Genomic DNA, 19,113 nt, shown 5'->3' with positions numbered 1-19,113 from the left:
CCGGTCTGAGTACTCTCAGGTGCGCCCGTCGAGAGCTCACCCGCTGGAGGAGGCGCACTTCGTGACCACGCGAGCCTCGGAGGCCGCCGACAACCGGCCGGCCCCGGACGTGGCCGTCGCCGGGGCCGTCGCCGCCCGCAGGCTGGTCCGCGAGGTGCTGACCACACCGTCCGCGCTGCGCAGGGTCGATATCGTCGCGCCCGGTGGTCACGGGAAGACGGTGCTGCTCGAGGCGCTCGCCGATGCGTTCGAGGGTGTCGGCACGCCCGTGCACCGCGGCCTCCCCGCACCCGGGGCACCCGTCGATCCCGAGTCGGCCGTGCTCGTCGACGACGCGCACCTGCTGACCCCCGACGAGCTGCAGCAGCTCACCGCGCTCGCCACCGGCCCCGACGGCTACCTCGTCGTCGCCCATCGGCCGTGGCCCCGCCCCACCGGCACGGCGGCGCTCGGCGCCGCGCTCGCGGCCCGGCGGCCACCGGTCGTGCTCGATCCGCTCGACCGCCCCGGTGTCGCCGCTCGCGCCGCGCTGCAGTTGGGTGAGCGCGCCGAGCCGATGCCCGCTGCCGCGCTCGACGCGGTGCACCAGCAGACCGCAGGCCTGCCGATGCTCGTCGACCGCCTGCTCGCCGCGGTGCTGGATAAGGCCGGCCCCGACCGGTCCCGGCTGCAGACCGTCGACCCGAACCAGCTGCCGGCCGGGCTGCTCGCGCAGCTCGGCTACCTCGTGCAGAGCCAGCCTGCCGGCGTGCGTGAGCTGCTGCTCGCCTGCGCGCTGGGCGCCCCGCTCGACCCGGAGGTCCTGGTCCCCCTGCTGGGCCTGCCCGACGCCGACGGCGCCGGCGCGCTCGACGAGCTCACCGAGGCCGCCCGTGCCGCCGGCCTGCTCACCGCTGCGGGTCGCGCGGTACCGCTGGTGTCGGCCGCCGTGCTGGCCAGGACGCCACCCGCGGCCCGGTCGGAGACCAGGCGCGCACTGGCCGAGCTGGAGCTCAACCGCGGCGGGAGCGTGTTGAGCGCGGCACGCAGCCTGCTCGGCACCGGCACCACCGGCGCGCGGGTCGCCGCGGTGTTCACCGCTGCGGGCGAGGAGGCCATGCGCTCCGGCGGATCGGCAGGCGAGTTCTTCGCCGCCGCAGCCGCGGCCGGCACGCCGTCACTCGAGCTCGCCGCCCGCCGCGCCGAGGCCGCCGTGCTCGACGGCGATCTCGACCTGGCGCTGGCACAGGCCGACCAGGTGCTGTCCGCGTCCACCCAGGTCCCCTCGGCCGACGTGGTGCAGGCCGGCACCGTCGCGGCCGCCGTGCTGGCCCGGCGCGGGTTGCTGGCCCGCAGCGCCGACCTCTATCGCTGGCTCGGCTCCGAGCAGATGGGCAGCGGCGCCGTACTGGCGGTGCCGGCGCTGATCGGCACCGGCGCGCTCGACGAGGCGCGGGAGCTGCTCAGGGGCCCCGTCTCGGCGGTGGGACGGCCGCCCACGCTGCTGGCTGGCGCCGAGGAGCTGATGGCCCAGGGCGTCTACGACTCGGTGGCGGGCTCCCCCACCGCGGCGCTGTCGCAGCTGACCCGCGCCACGGCGCTGCTCGAGTCGAGCCACCGTGCTGCCCTGCTGCCCGACACCCCGGCCGCGCTGGCCGCGCTCGTCGCCGTGCACTGCGGTGAGCTCGACGTCGCGCAGTCGGTGCTGGAGCGCGCGGAGCGGGTCCGGCTCGGTGGGCGCAGCGCGGCGATCCGGCACCGGCTCCTGCTGGGCTGGATCGCGCTGTTCCGCGGCGCCACCAACACCGCGCGGTCCGCGCTGGCCTCGGCGTCCCCACCCGGGCGCCATCTCGAGCCCCGCGATGAGTTCCTCGCGGCGGCGCTGGAGGTCGCGCTCGCGCGGCGGGCGGGCGATCTCGCGTCGCTCATGCCGGCGTGGGGCCGGGCACGGGAGGCCATCGTGCGCCACCCCGTCGACCTGTTCGTGCTGCAGCAGCTCGGTGAGCTGTCGATCGCCGCCACAAGGCTGCGGGAGTCGAGCTGGGTCCGTCCCCACCTCGACGAGGCGGCCGAGCTGCTCGCGAGCCTGGGCGATCCGGCGCTGTGGGCGGCCCCGCTGCACTGGTCGGCGCTGCAGGCCGCGATCCTGTCCGAGTCGCGCGAGTCGGCCCAGCGCCACGCCGATGCGCTGGAGGCTGCCGCGGGAGCCAGCCGCTACGCCGCCGCGATGGCCAGCGCTGCCCCGCACTGGGTGCGGCTGCTCGATGCCGAGGTCGATCCCGACGCCGTTGAGGCCGCCGCCCGCGGGCTGCACGCCGTCGGGCTGGCGTGGGAGGGCGGCAAGCTCGCCGGGCAGGCCGCCATCCGCACCCGCGACCGCAAGGCCATGAGCAGCCTGCTCGGTTGCGCACGGGCGCTGCAGAGCAGCGGGCCCGTGCTGCGGGCCCCGGCGGTGGAGGTCGGCGACGCCGCCGCCGACACCAGCCCGGACGCCGAGTCGGGCGCCGCGGCACCGGCCGTCGAGCCGGCCACGGTCACGGAGGAGCCGGGCGACGGCCCACTGAGCGATCGGGAACGCGAGGTCGCGGCGCTGGTGCTCGAGGGCATGACCTACAAGCAGATCGGTGAGCAGCTGTTCATCTCGGCCAAGACCGTGGAGCACCACGTGGCCCGGATGCGCCAGCGCCTGGGCTCCGGGAGCCGCGGCGAGCTGTTCGCCCACCTGCGGCAGATCGTCGGCACCCCCACCCCCGACGCCTGACCACCCATCCGCGGGCCGATCGAGCGCAACTCGCGGTGCGTTTCACCCCAACTCGCGGGTCGATCGGCCCGCGAGTTGCGGCGGAACGGCCCGCGAGTTGCGGCGGAACGGCCCGCGAGTTGCGACGGATGTGCCCGCGAGTTGGGGTGGATGTGCCGCGAGTTGGGTGAGACGTCAGCGGCGGAGGCCGGCCAGCACGCCCTCGCAGCTGCGGACCACGAGCCGGGCGACGTCGGACACCACGCGCCCCGACATCGGGCTCTCGGCCCGGCGCTGCCACCGCGCCACGGCGTCCAGCGCGGCCGCCCAGAGCTCCTCAGGGCCCGCTGTGGGCTCCAGGCCCAGCCGGGCAGAGGCGGACCCGCCGTCGCCGCCCAGCAGTCGCTCAGCCTCCGTCAGCGCCTCGACGGGCAGCTTGACGGCGCCGGAGCGGATGGTGGACAGCAGCCGCAGCTCGGAGAACTCGTGGGCCCCGGAGAGGATCCGCTCCACCTCGGCCGCGAGCGGCGCGCTGGCCGGTCGCGGTTCGCGCGTGAGCACGAGGTCGATCGCGAGCAGCGCCGAGCGGGCCTTGAGCAGGTCGCGGCGCTCGGTGAACTGGGTGTTGAGCACCGACCGCAGCTCGTCGAGCCCGCTGCGGGACACGAGCTCGGCCGCGATCGCGTTGGGGTCGGTCATCCCGGCGCGGATCAGCGTGGTGGACAGCCGCACCCCGAACAACCCGAACCGCTCCATGAGGCGCGCGCGGGTGTCGGAGTCGGGCGTGGCGAGGTCGGTGCGGGAGAACCGGTCCACCGACAGCAGCATCGCGTCGAGGTCGGCTCGGGGCAGCTCGGCCAGCGCGCTGAGCGCGGTGAACTCGTGCTGGCGCATCGTGCGGCCGGTCTGCGCGAGCAGCCCCGCCACCGCGACGACGGTCTGGCACAGGCCGCGGATCTTCTCGTCGGCCCGGTAGCGCCGTGCGATGCGCCGCGCCGAACTGAGCGCGTCGAGCCGCCCGACACCGATCTCGTCGGCGCGCGAGAGCACCGCGATGGTGTTGATCGGGGTGGCCCGCGCGACGCCCTGGTCGAAGAACGACTCGAGGAACCGCACGTCGGTGGCGTGCAGGTGACGCATCAGGTAGATGACGGCGTCGGCCTGGCTCGGGGAGTCCTCGGGGGCGAGGAAGGCGCCGGCCCGGCCGGACGTGTCCTTCGACAGCGACGCGATGCCCGGGGTGTCGATGAGTGTGGTGGTGCGCAGGCTCTGGGACGGCCACTGCACCTCGAGCTTGTCGACCTGCTCGACGGGGGTGCCCTGCAGGTCGAACGCCAGCGCGCCGTTGTTGCGGCTGATCGTGAGCTGCCGCGGTGCCGAGGACCGCGGGAACATCGTGACCTTCGGGACCTGGGCATCGAGGTACCAGGTGACGATCCGCGTGCACTCACCCGCGTCGGTGGGGGCGATCTCCTCGCCGACGAGCGCGTTGAGCAGCGTGGACTTGCCGGCCTTGACCTTGCCGGCGATCGCGACGCGCAGCGGCTCGTCGAAGCGGTTGAGGTTGTGCTGGAGCCACCCGACGGCCTGGGGGCTGTCGCGGTAGGCGTCGATCGTGCGGCGCAGCAGCACCCGTACGACCGACCCGATCTGCGGTGTCGGAGCGGTCATGACGCCATCTCGGTGGTGGTGGCCACCGTCGGCAGCAGGGCAGCGCTCACGATGCGGACCCCGATGCGACGGCCTGGGGCTGAGCTCCGGCCGCGTCGGTCAGCAGGCTGCGGGCCCGCGCGGAGAGCGCGGCGATGCGTTCCAGCTCGGCCTTCAGGTCGCGGATGCGCTGCTCCCGCTCCGACGCCGTGGTCTTGAGCGCGTTCTGCGCCGCCATGACGGAGTTGGCCAGCGAGAGGCTGACCTCCTCCGCGAGCGCGCTGAAGTGGTCGCGCAGCTGGCGCTGCGTGCCGCGCAGCATGTCGCGGGAGTCCTTTCCGACCTGGAACGTGACCTCGTCGATGTGCTTGCGCACGGCGACCTTGGCGTCGGAGCGGCGGCGCTCCAGCATGCGCTTCTTCTCGTCCTTCACGGTCTTGGCGCCGAACAGCAGACCGGCGCCGAGCGCGAACGGGTTGAGCATCGTGGCAGCCAGCCCGGTGAGCGTGGTGGCCATGCCGATCATCAGCATGCCGCCGTAGCCGCCGCGCATACCGCTGAGGATCCCGCCGCCGACGCCCAGCTTCTCGGATTCCGGCTGCTCGAGCGGGTCGACCTTGCCTGCCATGCCCTCGTCGTCGAAGCGCAGGTTGGGCAGCGCGATGTCGGCGCCCTCCGCGAAGTGCTCGGCCACCTGGCCGGCCAGCCACCGTGCCCGCTCGGCCGCCCACACGAAGTTGGACGACGCGGCCGAGGACACCTGCTGGTGGAACCACTCGGCGAACTGGTCCCAGACCTCGCTGGGGTCGGCGTCGTCGATGAGCTGCTCGGCCTCGCGGCCGATCGTGCGCAGCCGGTCGCGCAGGTCGTAGTCGATGTCGGACTGCAGGTCGGCCACACCGTCGTTGAGCGTGATCTGCCAGCGCGACGTGCGCTGCTTGAGGTCGTCGGCGCGGGTCTTGGCGCGCGTCAGCTCGGCCACCAGCGCTTCGACGCGCTCGGGGTCCTCCTGCACCGACAGCTCGGCCTTCATCTCGGCGGCGAGCTGGTCGGCAACGGACATGACGTCCTGGCTCGTGGAGCGGCGGTCGAGCTCGTCGGACTGGGCGACGACCCGGCGGAGCAGGAAGTCGACGAGCTCGCGGAAGCCCGACTCGTCCATCAGCGCCGCGTCCTGGGTCTTCGCGGCGTGCAGGCGCAGCATCGACGACACGGGGAAGATCTCCGCGCGGATGCCGGCGTTGCCGAGGTGCCCGCGGTCCAGGTCGTTGATCTGGCGCCAGTGCGGGTACAGGTCGGTCTTGGTGAGCACGCAGGCGACGTTGGGGCACAGCTTCATGGCGGCGTGGAGGAACTCCAGCTCCGGCCCGGAGTACTCCTGTGCGGCGTCGGAGACCAGCAGCACGGCGTCGGCGCTGGGCAGCGCCGACATGGTGGCCGCGCCGTGCGCGGAGCCGAGGCCACCGACACCCGGGGTGTCGACGAGCACGAGGCCGCCGCCGAGCAGCTTGCGCGGGAGCCCGACCTCGGCGTAGGTGAGCAGCGCGCGGTTGCCGGGGTTGCCGGCCTCCGAGACGTACTCGGCCAGCCGGTTGGCGGGCACCTCCGTGCGCTCGGGTGGCGCGTCGTTGAGGCCTTCCCGCACCAGCGTGACGGACGTGGTGTCGGCGTACTTGACGACGGTGGGCACCGCGGTGGCGATGTCGTCGTCGACGGGGCAGACCGGGGCGTTGACCAGCGCGTTCACCAGCTGGCTCTTGCCCTGCTTGAACTCGCCGACCACCAGCACCCGCACGTCCGGGTCGGCGAGCCGCTTGCGTGTGTGCAGCAGGCGGGCGCCGAGGTCGGGCCGTTTGTACGCGGTCGTCGCCTTCAGCGCGAGGTCGACGAGGTCGACCGCTGCCGGAACCGCCACGGTGTTCCTGCCTCCCTCACACCCGCCTCGACGGGCTCGTACCCGGGTCGTGGACCCGGGTAGTACCTACAGTGCGTGACATACGACGACGCCGGCCCCGCCATTCGGGGGTTTCCCGAAGTGTGGCGGAGCCGGCGGTCGCATCAACTGGAGGTTACTCCGGCCCGTGGCCGGCCTCGCTGTGCGGTGAGGGTCAGATCACCGGGTGGATGATCGAGTGGTCGATGTCGGTGTTGCTGTGCTGCGAGGCGTCGATGTCGGTGTTGCCCGAGTCCTCGGTGTGGGTGTCGGTGTGCTGCGAGTGGTCGCTGCTGTCGTTGTTGCTGTCGTGCTGCGACGCGTCGACGGCCGTGTTGTGCGAGTTGGTCTGCGAGTTGTCGGTGAGCGTGTTGCCGACGTCGTGCAGCGAGTTGTCGGAGTTGTTGACCGACGTGGAGCCGCTGCCCGTGTTGAACGCGCCGCCGTCGCCGACGGTGACCGCACCGGTGTGGGTGCTGGTGGCGTCGCCCGAGCCGAAGCTGGTGGTGTTGCCGTCGCCGTTGACGACGGCGTTGTGGTTGCCGAGGACGTTGTTGTCGCCCTTGATGTTGCCGTCGCCGACCATGTTGTCGTGGCCCGTGACGACGGTGGAGTCCTTGATGTCGCCGCCGGCCGCAACCGCGCCGTCGCCCGTGGCGTTGACGGAGTGGTTGTCGATCTCCTGGTCGAAGTCGCCGCCGTGGGTGTTGATGTTCTGGTTCACCGACTGGTCGATGATGGTGTCGCGGTCATCGATGTAGTTGTTGGTGACGTAGTTGTTGAGGTAGCGCACGGCGGTCTCGTGGCCGGACTCGCCCGGGTGCGGGGCGGGCGGCGGCGGCACGGAGATGTGGTTGCCGCCGGTGTGGTAGTCGCGGCTGAAGTCGCCGTCCTGCTTGTCGCTGACGAGCACGAGCGCGTCGTGGATGTCGTCGGGCGTGACCGAACCGGCGCCGCAGGAGGCGAGCCAGCCGGCCGGGTCCTCGGTGAAGGCCGCGTGCGCGGTGGGGTCCTTGAGCAGGCTCATGATCAGGTCGATCAGCGAGGGCGAGGTCGAGGCGGTCATCGCGGTTCACTCCTGGAAGAAGGTTGTCGGGTCGTGACTGCCGGTCGCCCGGCCTTGATGCAAAAGGTAGGGCGATCGGCCGTTCGGGCCATCGGGGATCGTCCAGAGTTCTCGGCTGCCGCCGTGCGGGGCCCCGGAGCCGAATGCTAGGGGGATCGGGGGCGGGGGCCCACCCCCTGATCCAGCGACGTGCGGGGTATTCGACCTGGTCAACGAGCGTCGGCGCGAGACGTTTCGCTCGATCGGGCGACGGGGATCCGCCATTGTCACCACGGACGGCGAAACCCGCCGCCCCCGAACGGGGATGGCGGGTTTCGCGGAATCTGCCGGGGAAGCTCCCGGTGTCAGACGTGGTGGTCGAAGTTGTGCGAGTCGTGCTGCGTGTCCGTGCTGTGCGTGGAGCTGTCCACGTCGGTGTTGAAGGAGTCGTGCGTGTGCGTGGACTCCTCGTGGGAGTTGTCGCTGGTGTCGTTGCCGCTGTCGTGCGCCGAGGCGTCGACGGCGCTGTTGTGCGACCCGACCTGCGAGTTGTCGGTGAGGGCGTTTCCGACGTTGTGCAGCGAGTTGTCGCTGTTGTCGACCAGCGCGTCGCCACCGCCGGAGTTGAACGCAGCGCCGTGGCCGATGTCGAGCGGGCCGTGGATGCTGGTGGAACCGGCGTCGCCGGAACCGAAGCTGGTGGTGTTGTCGCTGCCGTTGACGGCGTGGTTGTTGTTGCCGACCACGTTCCCGTTGCCCGCGACGTTGCCGTTGCCGAGGGTGTTGCCGCTGCCGGTGAGGACATCGGAGTTGCGGATATCGCCCGCCGTGGCCACCGAACCGTCCCCGGAAGCGGTCACGGAGTGGTTGTCGAGGTCCTGGTAGAAGTCCCCGCCGTGCGTGTCGAAGTTCTGGTTCCGCGACTGGTCGATGATCGTGTCGTGGTCGTTCACGAAGTTGTGCGTGACGTAGTTGTCCACGTATTCGATGCCGCCCGCGGCGTGGCCGCCGCCGTCGTGAGCCGGGGCCGCCCAGCTGCCGATGCCGTTGTCGCCGGTGTGGTAGTCACGGCTGAAGTCCGCGGTCTGGCTGTCCTGCACGAGCACGAGCGCGTCGCTGACGTCGGCCGGCGTGAGGTGGCCGAGACCGTACTGGTTCAGGGCGGCGTGCGGGTTCTCGGCGAACCACTCGCGCAGGTGCCCGTCGGTCAGGAGTTCCTTGACGAACTCGAGGAGCGTGAGCGGCTCGGCCATGGTGCTGATCTCCGATGCTGAAGGGCCCGTCCGGGGGCGGGACGGACCGGTGCTGGAGTGAACCGTAGGAAACCTCGGTGACCGGGCCATCGGGGATCGATCAGGGTTCGTACGGGGTCCTGATCGGGGACCGTGACCTCGGCGTTAGGGGATGACGTTGGGGGACGTCGCCTTCCGCGCGTCCGGACCGGCCCTGACCTGCTGATCCGTGGCGGCGGGACGAGCGTTCGAGAACGGGCCGTGGCCCCGACGCCGAGTGGCGCCGGGGCTACGGACGTGATCGTCGACTCAGGTGTGACTCAGATGTGCAGGTGGTTGAACGAGTCCTCGATGTGGCTGTGGCTGTGGCTCGAGGCGTCGACGTCGGTGTTGTTCGAGTCCTCGGTGTGGGTCGAGGTGTGCTCGGAGTTGTCGCTGCCGTCGTTGTTGCTGTTGTGCTGCGACGCGTCGACGTCGGTGTTGTTCGAGTGGTGCTGCGAGTTGTCGGTGTACTTGTTGCCGACGTCGTTCAGCGAGTTGTCGGAGTTGTTGACCGCCGTGTTGCCGCTGCCCGAGTTGAACGCGGCACCGTCGCCGACCTTGACCGGGCCGTGGATGTCGGTGCTGGTGGCGTCGCCCGAACCGAAGCTGGTGGTGTTGTCGCTGCCGTTGACGACGCCGTTGCCGTTGCCGAGCACGTTGCCGTTGCCGTCGACGTTGCCGTCACCAACGGTGTTGCCGTTGCCCGTGACCAGCGTGGAGTCCTTGATGTCGCCGCCTGCGGCGATCGAGCCGTCGCCCGTGGCGTTGACGGAGTGGTTGTCGATGTTCTGGTGGAAGCTGCCGCCACCGGTGTTCACGTTCTGGTTGACCGACTGGTCGATGATCGTGTCGCGGTCGTCGATGTAGTTGTTCGTGGTGAACACGCGCTGGATGTACTCACCCGCCGACTCGTGGCCGTGCGGGGCCGGTGCGGCGTGGGCGGCGGCGACGTGGTTGCTGCCGGTGTCGTAGTTGCGGGAGAAGTCGCCGCCCTGCGAGTCGTCGTCGACGAGGACGAGCGCGTCCTGCACGTCGGCCGCGGTGAGGTGGTCGAGGCCGAACTCGTGCAGCGCCGCCTGCGGGTCGTCGGCGAACCAGTTGCGCAGCTCGGCGTTGGACAGCAGCTGCTTGACGAACTCGATCAGGGTCAGGTTCTCGGACATCGCGTCGACTCCAGGGCTTCATCGGGGAACGGACCGGCTGGGTGGGCCGGCGCTGAGTACCGAAGTTAGGGCCAGGGGGGTGAACCGCCATCGGGGATCGGGCAGGGTTTCGAACACGCAGCGTTCGGGGATGCGGACAGTCACCCCATAGGGGGCGCGGGGGGTGGGGACCCCCCGTTCGAGTGCACACCCCGATCGAGCGCTAACGGTCGACCGGGATACTCCGATGGCGAGTAAGGGGTCGGTTCCGTGTGACGGAACCGGTAGGTCGGGGTAAAAGGGGACGGTCATGGGCTACCAGCTCGGAATCGATCTGGGGACGACGTACACAGCGGCTGCCGTGTGCCGGTCGTCGGACCGTCGCTGGGTGGAGCCCGAGGTGGTCACCCTCGGCACGCGGAGCCCGACCATCCCGTCCGTGCTCTACGTCGCCGCCGACGGATCCGTGCTGATCGGCGAGGCCGCCGAGCGCCGGGCCGTCACCGAACCCGATCGCGTGGTGCGGGAGTTCAAGCGCCGCATCGGCGACCCCACCCCGATCGTCATCGCCGGCCGCGCGTGGGCGCCCGAGGAGCTCTCGGCCCGGCTGGTCCGCTGGGTCGTCGACCGGGTGGCCGAGCGCGAGGGCGGCGCCGCGGAGCGCATCGCCATCACCCACCCCGCCTCGTGGGGCACCCACAAGAAGGAGCTGCTGGCCGCCGCGCTGGCCGGCCAGGGCCTGACGGTCACCTTCCTCGCCGAGCCGCAGGCCGCCGCGCTGCACTACGCCGCGGCCGAGCGCATCGGCGCCGGCTCCACCATCGCCGTCTACGACCTCGGTGGCGGCACGTTCGACGCGGCGGTCGTCCGCAAGGCCGACCCGGCCGAGGCCGCGGCAGCGGGTCCGAACGCGTCCGGTGCCGCCGGGTTCGGCCTGCTGGGTCGCCCCGAGGGTCTGGAGCGGCTCGGCGGTGTCGACTTCGACGACGTCGTCTTCGAGCACGTGCGTGAGGGCCTGCCGGGTGCCTTCGAGAACCTCGACGACACCGATCCGGCCGTCCTGTCGGCGGTGTCGCGCATCCGGCGCGAGTGCACCGAGGCCAAGGAGGCGCTCAGCAGCGACACCGAGACGTCCATCCCGGTGCTGCTGCCGGCGTCACGAGGCTCGGTGCGGCTGCACCGCAGCGAGTTCGAGGCGCTGATCGGCCCGCAGATCTCCGAGACCGTCACCGCGCTGCGCCGGGCCGTGGCCTCTGCGGGACTGGAGCCCGCGCAGCTCACGGCCGTGCTGCTGGTCGGCGGGTCCTCGCGGATCCCGCTGGTGGCCCAGATGGTGTCCGAGCAGCTGGGCCGGCCGGTCGCGGTCGACGCCGACCCGAAGAACGCCATCGCGAAGGGTGCCGCGCTCGCGATCTCCCCCAAGCCCACGGTGTCCTGGCCGGGTGTGGTCATCGCTCCGGTCGCGGCCGCGCCGGTGCCGGGCCCGCCCGTGCACGCCCCCCAGCCGGTCCGCCCGCCCCGCCCGGCGCTCAACACCCCGCCCCGGGGCGTCAACCGGGCCGCCAACGCCGCGCCCGCCGCCGCTGCCGCGGGTGGTGCTGCCGCCGCATTCGCGGGCGCGCCGCCCGCTCGGGGGCCGGTCGGGCCGTCGCACGAGCCCGCCACCTCGCTCCTGTCGTCCAACACACCGCCGGACATGGGCCGCCGCCCGGCCCCGCCGGTCCCGCCCGTTCAGCAGGGCCCGAGCGCGGGCTGGGAGTACGAGCCGGAGCCGGAGCCGCGTCGCCGCCCCGTCGGTCTGCTCATCGGCATCGGCGGGCTGCTCGCCGTGGCCGCGGTCGTGATCGCCGTGCTGGTCTGGCCGACGTCGAACCCGACGGAAACCAGCATCACCCCCGCGAGCGGTGACGCCAGCACGCCCACCACGTCCGAGTCCGTCGAGCCGCCGCCCGCGGCGGTCGAGCCGACCGCAGCCCCGCCGGTGAACAACCCGCCCGCGAACAACAACAACAACCCGGCGACCAAGCCCACCAAGCAGCAGGCTCCGCCGCCGGTCAAGACCGACCCGACGACGCCCAAGACATCGGCGCCCCCCGTCGTGGTGGAACCGCCGCCGCCCGTCATCACGACGAGCAACCCGCCGCCCGCCGGCCAGGGAACCGGAACAGGCACCGGAACCGGCACGGGCACGGGCACGGGAACAGGCACCGGAACAGGCACCGGAACCGGCACGGGCACCGGTGCCGAGGGCGGCACGAGCTCGCCGCCCCCGCCGGTCACCGTGCCGGTCGGCAACCCCCCGGCCTCCTCGGACCCGGTGGTCCCGACGTCGGCCCCTGTCGTCAAGACCTGACGGCACCCACAGCTCACCTCCGCGCCCCCTGGGGCCGGGGGTGTGGGCCGGAACCGGTGCGGAGGGGAGCCCCGCGCCGGTTCCGGTCATCCACGTCCGAATGATCACGTGGGCCCCGTTCCCCGCATCGCGCGGAAGCGGGGCATGCTTGGCGGGTGCTGATCGGGCTGCTACTAGCGCTCGTGGCGATGGTGCTCAACAGCGTCGGTGCGCTGTTGCAGGCCGACGGGTCGCGCCGCGCCACCCGTACGCGCCCCGTCGCGGTGCAGCCACGCTTCCTGGCGGGGATCCTCGTGGACCTCGTGGCGTGGTTGTGCGCTGCGGTCGCGCTGCGTCAGCTCCCGGTCTTCGCCGTGCAGGCCGTGATCGGCGGCTCGATCGCGCTGACGGCCGTGGCCGGTGCCCGCATGAACGAGCGGCCGCTGGGGCGCAACCCCCGGATCGCCGTCATCGCCTGCCTGGCCGGACTCGTGCTGGTGGCGGCGAGCGCCGGCACGGACCGCCCGCCGGTGCAGTCGGAGACGGTCAACGTCGTCCTCATCGCCACACTGCTGGTGCTGGCCGTGGTGGTGCTGGTGCTGCGGCAGTTCCCGCGGGCCTGGCCGCTCGCGCTCGCTGCGGGCATGGGGTTCGGTGGCTCGTCGCTGGCTGTGCGGGCCGCGCACGTCGAGGTCGGCAACGGCTTCTCCGTGATGGCGCTGCTCGGGCAGCCCACCACCTACCTCGTGATCGGGTTCTGGGTGGTCGGGATGATCGGGTACTCCGCGGCGCTCTCCCGCGGTGACGTCGGCTCGGTCACCGCGGTGTTCGTGGTGACCGAGGTGGTGCTCCCCGGGATCATCGGGATCGTCCTGCTGGGCGACCCGGTGCGCGACGGCTGGGTCTGGCCGTTCGTGCTGGGGCTCGCCATCGCGGTCGCCGGGGTCGTGGTGCTGGCCAGGACGCCACCGCCACGACGGCCGCGGGTGAAGTAGCGCCGCGGTCGGGCGGCCCGCACCAGTCGGGCCTCGGCGGCCTCGGCGTGCAGCCGCCGGATGCGGTGGGCGGATTCGATGGCCACGAACGTCGGGTCGAAGAGCATCGTCCGAGCCTCGTGCTGAGGCGGCCGGCGGTGCATCGGTCGATCACGTCGCGCCGGTCGTCCCCACTTGACCGGGCATGAGGTGCTCGAGCGGCAGCCGCATCACCGGAAGGTTGCGCCCGAGTGGCGAGCCGACGAGACCCACCTGCCGACCGCCCACCCGCTCGTAGAAGCCGACGGCGTACGGCTCGGCGTCCCATTCGAGCGCGGCGGCACCGCGCGCGGCGGCACGGGCGGCAGCGTGCTCGAAGAGCGCTCGACCGACGCCGGATCCGATCGCGGCCGGCTCGACCCACAGGTCGTCGAGGATGCAGACCGGGCCCCGGTGCAGGAGCGTGCTGAAGCCCCGCACCGCGCCCTCGTGCTCGGCGACCCACACGTCGTTGGCCGCGATCACCTCGGGGGTGAGCCCGAGCGAGCGGGCGAACCGCGCGATGAGGGCCTCCGGGTAGGGCCAGTGCGCCTTGGACCGGACGGCCAGAGCCGCCAGCGCGTCGGCCTCCTCGGGGCGGGCCTCGCGGATCAGCACCAGCCCAGTGTGGCTCGCAGCGGGGTGCGGCGTCCTACCGGCGCACGTTGTTCGGCGCCTCGACGGGCCCGGACTGGCGCGGGATCTCGAAGAACCCGCTCATCAGGCCGCCCTGCGGCGCCGGTTCCACGTGGCGCGCTGCGCGGTGGGCCGCCAGCTTGCGCCGCGGACCCTCCGACAGCCCCACGACCACCAGCACGATCAGCGTGCCGACCAGCAGCGGCACCCCGACGAGCAACACCGGCCAGCCGAACGCCAACACGGCCACCGCGACCGCCACCGCTTCCAGAACGATGACGAACGTCCCCATCCGCAACATCACGAGCCCCCAAGATCGGCACCAGCGCCGCCCCCGGCGCTGCACGCTCCTACATCGGCGTTGCGCCCTCCAGCGTGACGGGTTGTGGCCGTCGGATTCCGGAGAGGAGACGGGCACCACCCCCGGGGCCCGGGATTTAGCCCGAACGGCCGCGGGGATCCCGATGAGTTCCCGGCCTGCGCGACGTTGAACAGGCATGCGATCGGGCGAGAAGGTCATGGATGTCAACGGGGTCGAGATCTGTGTGGAGACGTTCGGGGCGGTCACCGACCCGGCCGTCCTGCTCGTGCACGGCGCGTCCGCGTCGATGCTGTGGTGGGAGGACGAGCTGTGCGCGCGGGTCGCGGCGGCCGGGCGGTACGTGATCCGCTTCGACAACCGCGACACCGGACGCTCGGTCAGCTACCCGCCGGGCCACCCGGGCTACACCCTGCGGGATCTGACCGATGACGCGGTCGGGGTGCTCGATGCGCTCGGGATCGAGCGGGCGCACCTCGTCGGGCGGTCGATGGCAGGCGCGATCGTCGCGCAGGCCGCGGTGTGCCACAGCCAGCGCGTCGCGTCGCTGACCATCGTGTCGAGCACCCCGGGAGGTGCTGACCTGCCGGGCATGTCGGCCGAGTTCCTCGGCTACGTCGGCGGCCCCGGCCCGGATCCGACCGACCGCTCCGCGGTCGTCGACTTCATCGTGGGGCTGATGCGGGTCTACTCCGGCTCACCGCATTTCGACGAGGCGGCCATGCGCGAGCTGGCCGTGCGCGATGTCGACCGGACCGTCGACATCGCGGCCTGCCTGACCAACCACTTCGTCATGGACTTCGGCGCGCCGCTCGACATCGGGCTCGTCGCCGTCCCGACGCTGGTCGTGCACGGGGACCGGGACCCGGTGTTCCCGCTCCCGCACGGCGAGGCGCTGCGGGCCGCGATCCCGGGTGCGGACCTGCTGGTACTGGCGGGCACCGGGCACGAGCTGCCGCCGCCGGTCTGGGACGTGTTCGTGCCGCGCCTGATCGGGCACACCGGCTGACCCGGCTACGGTCGTCTGCGTGGACGACATCACGGCACTGACCGAGCGGCTGCGCACGTTCACCGCAGCCCGGGACTGGGAGCAGTTCCACACGCCCAAGAACCTCGCCATCGCGCTCGTCGCGGAGGCGGGGGAGCTGGCGGCGGAGTTCCAGTGGCTCACACCCGATCAGGCGGCGGCCGTCCGGGAGCCGGGCGGGCTGCGGGACCGGGTGGCGGGCGAGCTCGCCGACGTCCTGATCTACCTGGTGCGGCTGGCCGATGTCTCCGGGCTGGACCAGCTGGCCGCTGCGGCCGCGAAGATCGAGGTCAACGAGACCCGGTTCCCGCCGGACGTCGTCCGCGGCCGGTCCACGATGCGGGCGGACTGACCACCGCTCAGACCACGTGGGCCGCGATGGCGCGGGCGCAGTCCAGCGACTCCGTCCTCCCGGTGTCCACCTCCACGTCGTAGCTGACACCGCGGTGCACCAGCTCCGCCTGCGCGACCGCCATCCCCAACACCCGATCGCCGCGGGCGATCTCGCGAGCCGCCGCGATCGCCGGCTCGCAGTGCACCCCGACCCACAGCACCGCCAGCCCGCCGAGCTGCGCGCGGGTGCGCTCCTGGGACGCGGCACCGCCGAGGAACACGTCGTCGATGATGATCCGGGCACCCGCGTGGGCCATGGCGGCGATGCCGGCCGTCCAGGCGGCCTCGACCTCGCGGAAGCCGTCGCCGACCTCGACCTCACCCCGCTGCCCGAACGCGATGCCGGCACCGTCGAGGAGCGCGGGCGGCAGCGCGTCGACGAGATCGTCCACACCGAGCCGGATCCACGGGTGCGGCAGCACGGCCTGCAGGCACCGGCTGATGCCGGTCTTGCCGGAACTGGATCCGCCGTTGAGCACGATGATCTGGGTGGGCATCGCCGGAGCTCCCTTCCTGCGTCCGAGCCCTTGGGTCATGAACCCGGTGAGCCGACACCGAGGCGGAGGGCATCGAACAGCCTCTCGAGGCGCACCCGGTGGTCGGCCAGCACGGCATCGGACGGCTCCTCGGCGATGAGGTGGCGGGCCGTCGCCACCAGCACTGTCCGGTAGCCGGCGATGAAGAGGGCGGCGAACAACGGCCCGTCGCCCGCGAAGACGGGGTCGCGTTCGAGCTCCTCGGCAAGGATCCGTTCGAGGTCGGAGGCGATCTCCCGCGCCCGCGCGACCAGCGCTGGAGATCCCGCGACGGTGTGGAAGAACGGAACGGACCGGCCGTCGACGCCCGACAGCGGATGCCGGGTGTCGAAGAGTTGCAGCGTCGCCTCGCGCAGGGACGCCAGCACGTCGACACCGTCGGCGCGGTCGCGCACCGCCGAGCGCAGCAGGTCGGCGGCGTCGTCCTGGCGGTCCAGGAAGAGGTCCTCCTTGCGCGGGAAGTGGTTGAAGACCGTCACGCTCGAGACGCCGGCCTCCCGCGCGATCTCGGCGACCGTCACCGTGTCGTACCCGCGGTCGAGGAACAACCGGGTGGCGACCTCCAGGATCCGCGCACGCGTCTGCGGTCCGCCCCGCGCGCTGGTTCTGGGCATCCCGGCCTCGCCTTCTCGCGTCGCTGAACTCGGCCCGTCGACCTGGTGGCCCGTGCTCCCACCCGCAGGCCGGTCGAGCCTGCTGCCTGGAACGCTACGGGCCATGGATCTCGGAGAGCTGACGGCGCAGGTGGAGCGCGTGTCTCGTCAGTCCGCGGCGGAGTTCGGGATCGACCGCAGCAGCGATTGGCAGATCTTGAAGCTCCAGGAGGAAGTCGGCGAGCTGACTCAGGTGCACCTGATGCGGGAAGGCCAGGCGCGCTCGAAGGGGCTCACTCCCGCAGATCTTGACGAGACCCGCGTCCGATCGGACTGACCGCGCGGGACACCGATCCGGGCGGCGGCTGGCGGCGCTGATCCATCGGTGGGCCACGGACATGACGAAGGCCCAGGAGTCGCGGTGAAATGCGTTCCGACCTGGGCCTTTACGTGTGGAGCGGATGACGGGAATCGAACCCGCGTATTCAGCTTGGGAAGCTGATGTTCTACCATTGAACTACATCCGCAGCGCGCTCCCCGCAACGGTAGCAGCTCACGCTGTGTAGCTGAAGTCCCTCTCTCCGTGCGGCCAACAGGGTGGTTCTCACCCGAACGGAAACGGCGGGGCGGCATAGGGGTCGACGGTTCGCCGGGTCGGGTTCACACTGTTCCGACCCCAGCAAGGTCCGCTCCGCGCAAGGCCCCGACCCTGCAAGACACAGGTACCCCGCAAGGCCAGCTCCCCCGGCCGCTAAGGATCTGCGCATGACCGAGTTCGACCCGGATCTGGGTTCGCTCCCGGTTCAGGATCACGATCACGACGTGCTCCTCATCGCCGGAAGCCGACCCGAAGTAGCTCGTCTCGCCCCGGTAGCCACCGCGTTCACCGACGCCGACCGCATCCGCGCGCTCACCGTCGCCACCGGCCCCGACCCCATGTCGGTGCACGAGGCGTTCGAGGCGCTCGGCGTGCCCGCCGACATCACGCTGCTCCTGCACGAGCCATCCGATCCGAATCCGGCCGCCATCGCCGCGATGCTCATGACCAGGATCGACGGGCTGCTCGTCGACCTCGACCCGTCCGCCGTCATGGTCTACGGCGGCGGGATGACGGCCGCTGTCGGCGCGCAGGTCGCGTTCTGGCGGCAGATCCCCGTGGTGCACCTGCAGGCCGGGGTCGCCAGCGACGACCTGCTCTGCCCGTTCCCGCAGGAGGCCAACCGCCGCATCATCGGCCAGCTGGCGTCGCTGTTCCTCACCACCGGCGGTGCGGCGCTGGGCAGCCCGATCGGACCCAACGCCATCCCGGTCGGCGACACGATGGCCGCCAACCCCCAACCGGCCGACCTCCGGTTCGCCCGCCTCGTCCGGCGCGTGCGCGCGCAGGGGCCGCGGCTGGTACTCGTGGGGCTCGATCGTCCGGATTCGCTGGGGGTGCTCGCGAGCCTGCCGGAGCTGCTCGAGAGCGAGCCCGACGTCGAGGTCGTGCTGTTCGGTGAGCTGGCCGAGCACGGCGCCGCCTACCCGCTCGCGGAGCACCCGCGCGCCACGGTGGTGCGCAACCTCCCGCTCGCCGAGCTGGTGGGCCTGCTCGCGGCCAGCAGGGTGCTGGTCTCCGACAACCCCGAGCTGGTGGCCGACGCCCCCGGCCTGGGCACGCCGGCCGTGCTCGTCGACGGGCCGCACGTCGCCGCTCCCGGCGACTCCATCCGCAGCATCCTCAGCCCGGCCGTCATGGCCACGGTCCGCCAGCTCCTCGACATGCGCACGTCGGAGAGCGAGCCGTCCGACGGGCTGGAGGCGGCCCGCGTCGAGCAGGCGGTCGCGTGGATGTTCGGGCTGTGCCCGTCACCGCTGCTGAGCTCGCCCTTCCCCTCCAACACCGAAGCCTGAACACCACGCCGTAGGGTGGCGGCGTGCTGCTCTCGGACGGTGACCTGCGCAAGGAGCTCGAGTCCGGACGTCTCGTGCTCGACCCGTGGGATCCCGCGATGCTCCAGCCCTCCAGCATGGACGTGCGGCTGGACCGCTTCTTCCGCGTCTTCCAGAACTCGCGCTACACCCACATCGACCCCGCCGAGCAGCAGGACGAGCTGACGTCGCCGGTCGAGCCGGAGGGCGACGACCCGTTCGTGCTGCACCCCGGCGAGTTCGTGCTGGGCTCCACGTTCGAGAAGGTCACGCTGCCCGACGACCTCGCCGGCCGGCTGGAGGGCAAGTCGAGCCTCGGCAGGCTGGGCCTGCTCACGCACTCCACCGCGGGCTTCATCGACCCGGGCTTCACCGGTCACATCACGCTGGAGCTGAGCAACGTCGCCAACCTGCCGATCACGCTGTGGCCGGGGATGAAGATCGGCCAGCTGTGCCTGTTCCGGCTCTCCAGCCCGGCCGAACGCCCCTACGGCAGCAGCGGCGTCGGCTCCCGCTACCAGGGGCAGCGGGGGCCGACGCCGTCGCGGGCCCACCTGAACTTCCACCGGGTCGACACCCGGCGATAGCCA

General features: G+C 72.1%; 17 protein-coding genes and 1 tRNA gene. 8 read left to right on the top strand and 10 right to left on the bottom strand.

Annotated elements, in window-relative coordinates; genetic code table 11:
* The first annotated feature begins 61 nt into the window (after nucleotides 1-61).
* Complete coding sequence (locus ACFPFQ_RS25685; protein WP_379623135.1) at nucleotides 62-2,740, top strand: helix-turn-helix transcriptional regulator; 2,679 nt, start codon at nucleotides 62-64, stop codon at nucleotides 2,738-2,740.
* A 174-nt stretch (nucleotides 2,741-2,914) separates the two neighbouring features.
* Here the strand turns inward: ACFPFQ_RS25685 and ACFPFQ_RS25680 are convergent, their stop codons facing one another.
* From ACFPFQ_RS25680 to ACFPFQ_RS25660, 5 genes are all read right to left on the bottom strand, one after another.
* Entirely contained in the window at nucleotides 2,915-4,390 is a 1,476-nt protein-coding gene (locus tag ACFPFQ_RS25680) for a dynamin family protein (RefSeq protein ID WP_379623133.1), read from the bottom strand.
* A gap of 46 nt (nucleotides 4,391-4,436) precedes the next feature.
* The gene (locus tag ACFPFQ_RS25675) at nucleotides 4,437-6,284 is read right to left on the bottom strand and encodes a dynamin family protein (RefSeq protein ID WP_379623131.1); all 1,848 of its coding nucleotides are present in this window, start codon (nucleotides 6,282-6,284) and stop codon (nucleotides 4,437-4,439) included.
* A 193-nt stretch (nucleotides 6,285-6,477) separates the two neighbouring features.
* Nucleotides 6,478-7,368: an IniB N-terminal domain-containing protein gene (locus ACFPFQ_RS25670; protein WP_379623129.1), complete on the bottom strand. Its 891-nt coding sequence runs from the start codon at nucleotides 7,366-7,368 to the stop codon at nucleotides 6,478-6,480.
* A 344-nt stretch (nucleotides 7,369-7,712) separates the two neighbouring features.
* Nucleotides 7,713-8,600, bottom strand: a complete 888-nt coding sequence (locus ACFPFQ_RS25665; protein WP_379623127.1) for an IniB N-terminal domain-containing protein — start codon at nucleotides 8,598-8,600, stop codon at nucleotides 7,713-7,715.
* Nucleotides 8,601-8,899: 299 nt separating this feature from the next.
* Nucleotides 8,900-9,784, bottom strand: a complete 885-nt coding sequence (locus ACFPFQ_RS25660) for an IniB N-terminal domain-containing protein (protein WP_379623125.1) — start codon at nucleotides 9,782-9,784, stop codon at nucleotides 8,900-8,902.
* Nucleotides 9,785-10,073: 289 nt separating this feature from the next.
* Between ACFPFQ_RS25660 and ACFPFQ_RS25655 the strand changes: the two genes are divergently transcribed.
* Together ACFPFQ_RS25655 and ACFPFQ_RS25650 are read left to right on the top strand one after the other, a co-directional pair.
* Nucleotides 10,074-12,116, top strand: coding sequence for an Hsp70 family protein (locus ACFPFQ_RS25655; RefSeq protein ID WP_379623123.1), 2,043 nt, complete (start codon nucleotides 10,074-10,076; stop codon nucleotides 12,114-12,116).
* A 155-nt stretch (nucleotides 12,117-12,271) separates the two neighbouring features.
* Nucleotides 12,272-13,090, top strand: coding sequence for a hypothetical protein (locus ACFPFQ_RS25650; protein ID WP_379623121.1), 819 nt, complete (start codon nucleotides 12,272-12,274; stop codon nucleotides 13,088-13,090).
* A gap of 150 nt (nucleotides 13,091-13,240) precedes the next feature.
* On the opposite strand, the gene ACFPFQ_RS25645 is transcribed toward ACFPFQ_RS25650, so the two are convergent.
* Nucleotides 13,241-13,726: a GNAT family N-acetyltransferase gene (locus ACFPFQ_RS25645; RefSeq protein ID WP_379623119.1), complete on the bottom strand. Its 486-nt coding sequence runs from the start codon at nucleotides 13,724-13,726 to the stop codon at nucleotides 13,241-13,243.
* A gap of 34 nt (nucleotides 13,727-13,760) precedes the next feature.
* Nucleotides 13,761-14,036: a hypothetical protein gene (locus ACFPFQ_RS25640; RefSeq protein ID WP_379623117.1), complete on the bottom strand. Its 276-nt coding sequence runs from the start codon at nucleotides 14,034-14,036 to the stop codon at nucleotides 13,761-13,763.
* 226 nt (nucleotides 14,037-14,262) lie between these two features.
* On the opposite strand from ACFPFQ_RS25640, the gene ACFPFQ_RS25635 reads away from it, so the two are divergent.
* Nucleotides 14,263-15,072, top strand: a complete 810-nt coding sequence (locus tag ACFPFQ_RS25635) for an alpha/beta fold hydrolase (protein ID WP_379623115.1) — start codon at nucleotides 14,263-14,265, stop codon at nucleotides 15,070-15,072.
* A 19-nt stretch (nucleotides 15,073-15,091) separates the two neighbouring features.
* Nucleotides 15,092-15,442 (top strand): nucleotide pyrophosphohydrolase, encoded by a 351-nt coding sequence (locus tag ACFPFQ_RS25630; RefSeq protein ID WP_379623113.1) that lies wholly within the window; start codon nucleotides 15,092-15,094, stop codon nucleotides 15,440-15,442.
* A gap of 7 nt (nucleotides 15,443-15,449) precedes the next feature.
* Here the strand turns inward: ACFPFQ_RS25630 and cpt are convergent, their stop codons facing one another.
* Together cpt and ACFPFQ_RS25620 are read right to left on the bottom strand one after the other, a co-directional pair.
* Entirely contained in the window at nucleotides 15,450-15,980 is a 531-nt protein-coding gene (cpt, locus tag ACFPFQ_RS25625) for a chloramphenicol phosphotransferase CPT (protein ID WP_379623111.1), read from the bottom strand.
* 35 nt (nucleotides 15,981-16,015) lie between these two features.
* Complete coding sequence (locus ACFPFQ_RS25620) at nucleotides 16,016-16,633, bottom strand: TetR/AcrR family transcriptional regulator (RefSeq protein WP_379623109.1); 618 nt, start codon at nucleotides 16,631-16,633, stop codon at nucleotides 16,016-16,018.
* A 103-nt stretch (nucleotides 16,634-16,736) separates the two neighbouring features.
* Between ACFPFQ_RS25620 and ACFPFQ_RS25615 the strand changes: the two genes are divergently transcribed.
* On the top strand, nucleotides 16,737-16,949 hold the full coding sequence (locus tag ACFPFQ_RS25615; RefSeq protein ID WP_379623107.1) for a hypothetical protein: 213 nt from the start codon (nucleotides 16,737-16,739) through the stop codon (nucleotides 16,947-16,949).
* A 116-nt stretch (nucleotides 16,950-17,065) separates the two neighbouring features.
* On the opposite strand, the gene ACFPFQ_RS25610 is transcribed toward ACFPFQ_RS25615, so the two are convergent.
* Nucleotides 17,066-17,139, bottom strand: a tRNA-Gly gene (locus ACFPFQ_RS25610).
* Nucleotides 17,140-17,377: 238 nt separating this feature from the next.
* On the opposite strand from ACFPFQ_RS25610, the gene ACFPFQ_RS25605 reads away from it, so the two are divergent.
* A complete protein-coding gene (locus ACFPFQ_RS25605) occupies nucleotides 17,378-18,505 on the top strand; it encodes a UDP-N-acetylglucosamine 2-epimerase (RefSeq protein ID WP_379623105.1) in 1,128 nt (375 codons plus the stop codon).
* 23 nt (nucleotides 18,506-18,528) lie between these two features.
* Nucleotides 18,529-19,110, top strand: coding sequence for a dCTP deaminase (gene dcd, locus ACFPFQ_RS25600; protein ID WP_379623103.1), 582 nt, complete (start codon nucleotides 18,529-18,531; stop codon nucleotides 19,108-19,110).
* Nucleotides 19,111-19,113: the final 3 nt, after the last annotated feature.

It is taken from the genome of Pseudonocardia sp. GCM10023141 (genome assembly GCF_042653605.1).
The sequence above is the reverse complement of the archived record's forward strand: the minus strand, read 5'-3'. Positions and strand labels throughout refer to the sequence as shown.

Bases quoted from the DNA above. Each gene is read 5' to 3' on its own strand.
- ACFPFQ_RS25605 (WP_379623105.1), top strand. From the start codon at position 17,378: ATGACCGAGTTCGACCCGGATCTGGGTTCGCTCCCGGTTCAGGATCAC.
- cpt (WP_379623111.1), bottom strand. From the start codon at position 15,980: ATGCCCACCCAGATCATCGTGCTCAACGGCGGATCCAGTTCCGGCAAG.
- ACFPFQ_RS25620 (WP_379623109.1), bottom strand. From the start codon at position 16,633: ATGCCCAGAACCAGCGCGCGGGGCGGACCGCAGACGCGTGCGCGGATC.
- ACFPFQ_RS25655 (WP_379623123.1), top strand. From the start codon at position 10,074: ATGGGCTACCAGCTCGGAATCGATCTGGGGACGACGTACACAGCGGCT.
- ACFPFQ_RS25660 (WP_379623125.1), bottom strand. From the start codon at position 9,784: ATGTCCGAGAACCTGACCCTGATCGAGTTCGTCAAGCAGCTGCTGTCC.
- ACFPFQ_RS25615 (WP_379623107.1), top strand. From the start codon at position 16,737: ATGGATCTCGGAGAGCTGACGGCGCAGGTGGAGCGCGTGTCTCGTCAG.
- ACFPFQ_RS25680 (WP_379623133.1), bottom strand. From the start codon at position 4,390: ATGACCGCTCCGACACCGCAGATCGGGTCGGTCGTACGGGTGCTGCTG.
- ACFPFQ_RS25670 (WP_379623129.1), bottom strand. From the start codon at position 7,368: ATGACCGCCTCGACCTCGCCCTCGCTGATCGACCTGATCATGAGCCTG.
- ACFPFQ_RS25635 (WP_379623115.1), top strand. From the start codon at position 14,263: ATGGATGTCAACGGGGTCGAGATCTGTGTGGAGACGTTCGGGGCGGTC.
- ACFPFQ_RS25665 (WP_379623127.1), bottom strand. From the start codon at position 8,600: ATGGCCGAGCCGCTCACGCTCCTCGAGTTCGTCAAGGAACTCCTGACC.
- ACFPFQ_RS25640 (WP_379623117.1), bottom strand. From the start codon at position 14,036: ATGGGGACGTTCGTCATCGTTCTGGAAGCGGTGGCGGTCGCGGTGGCC.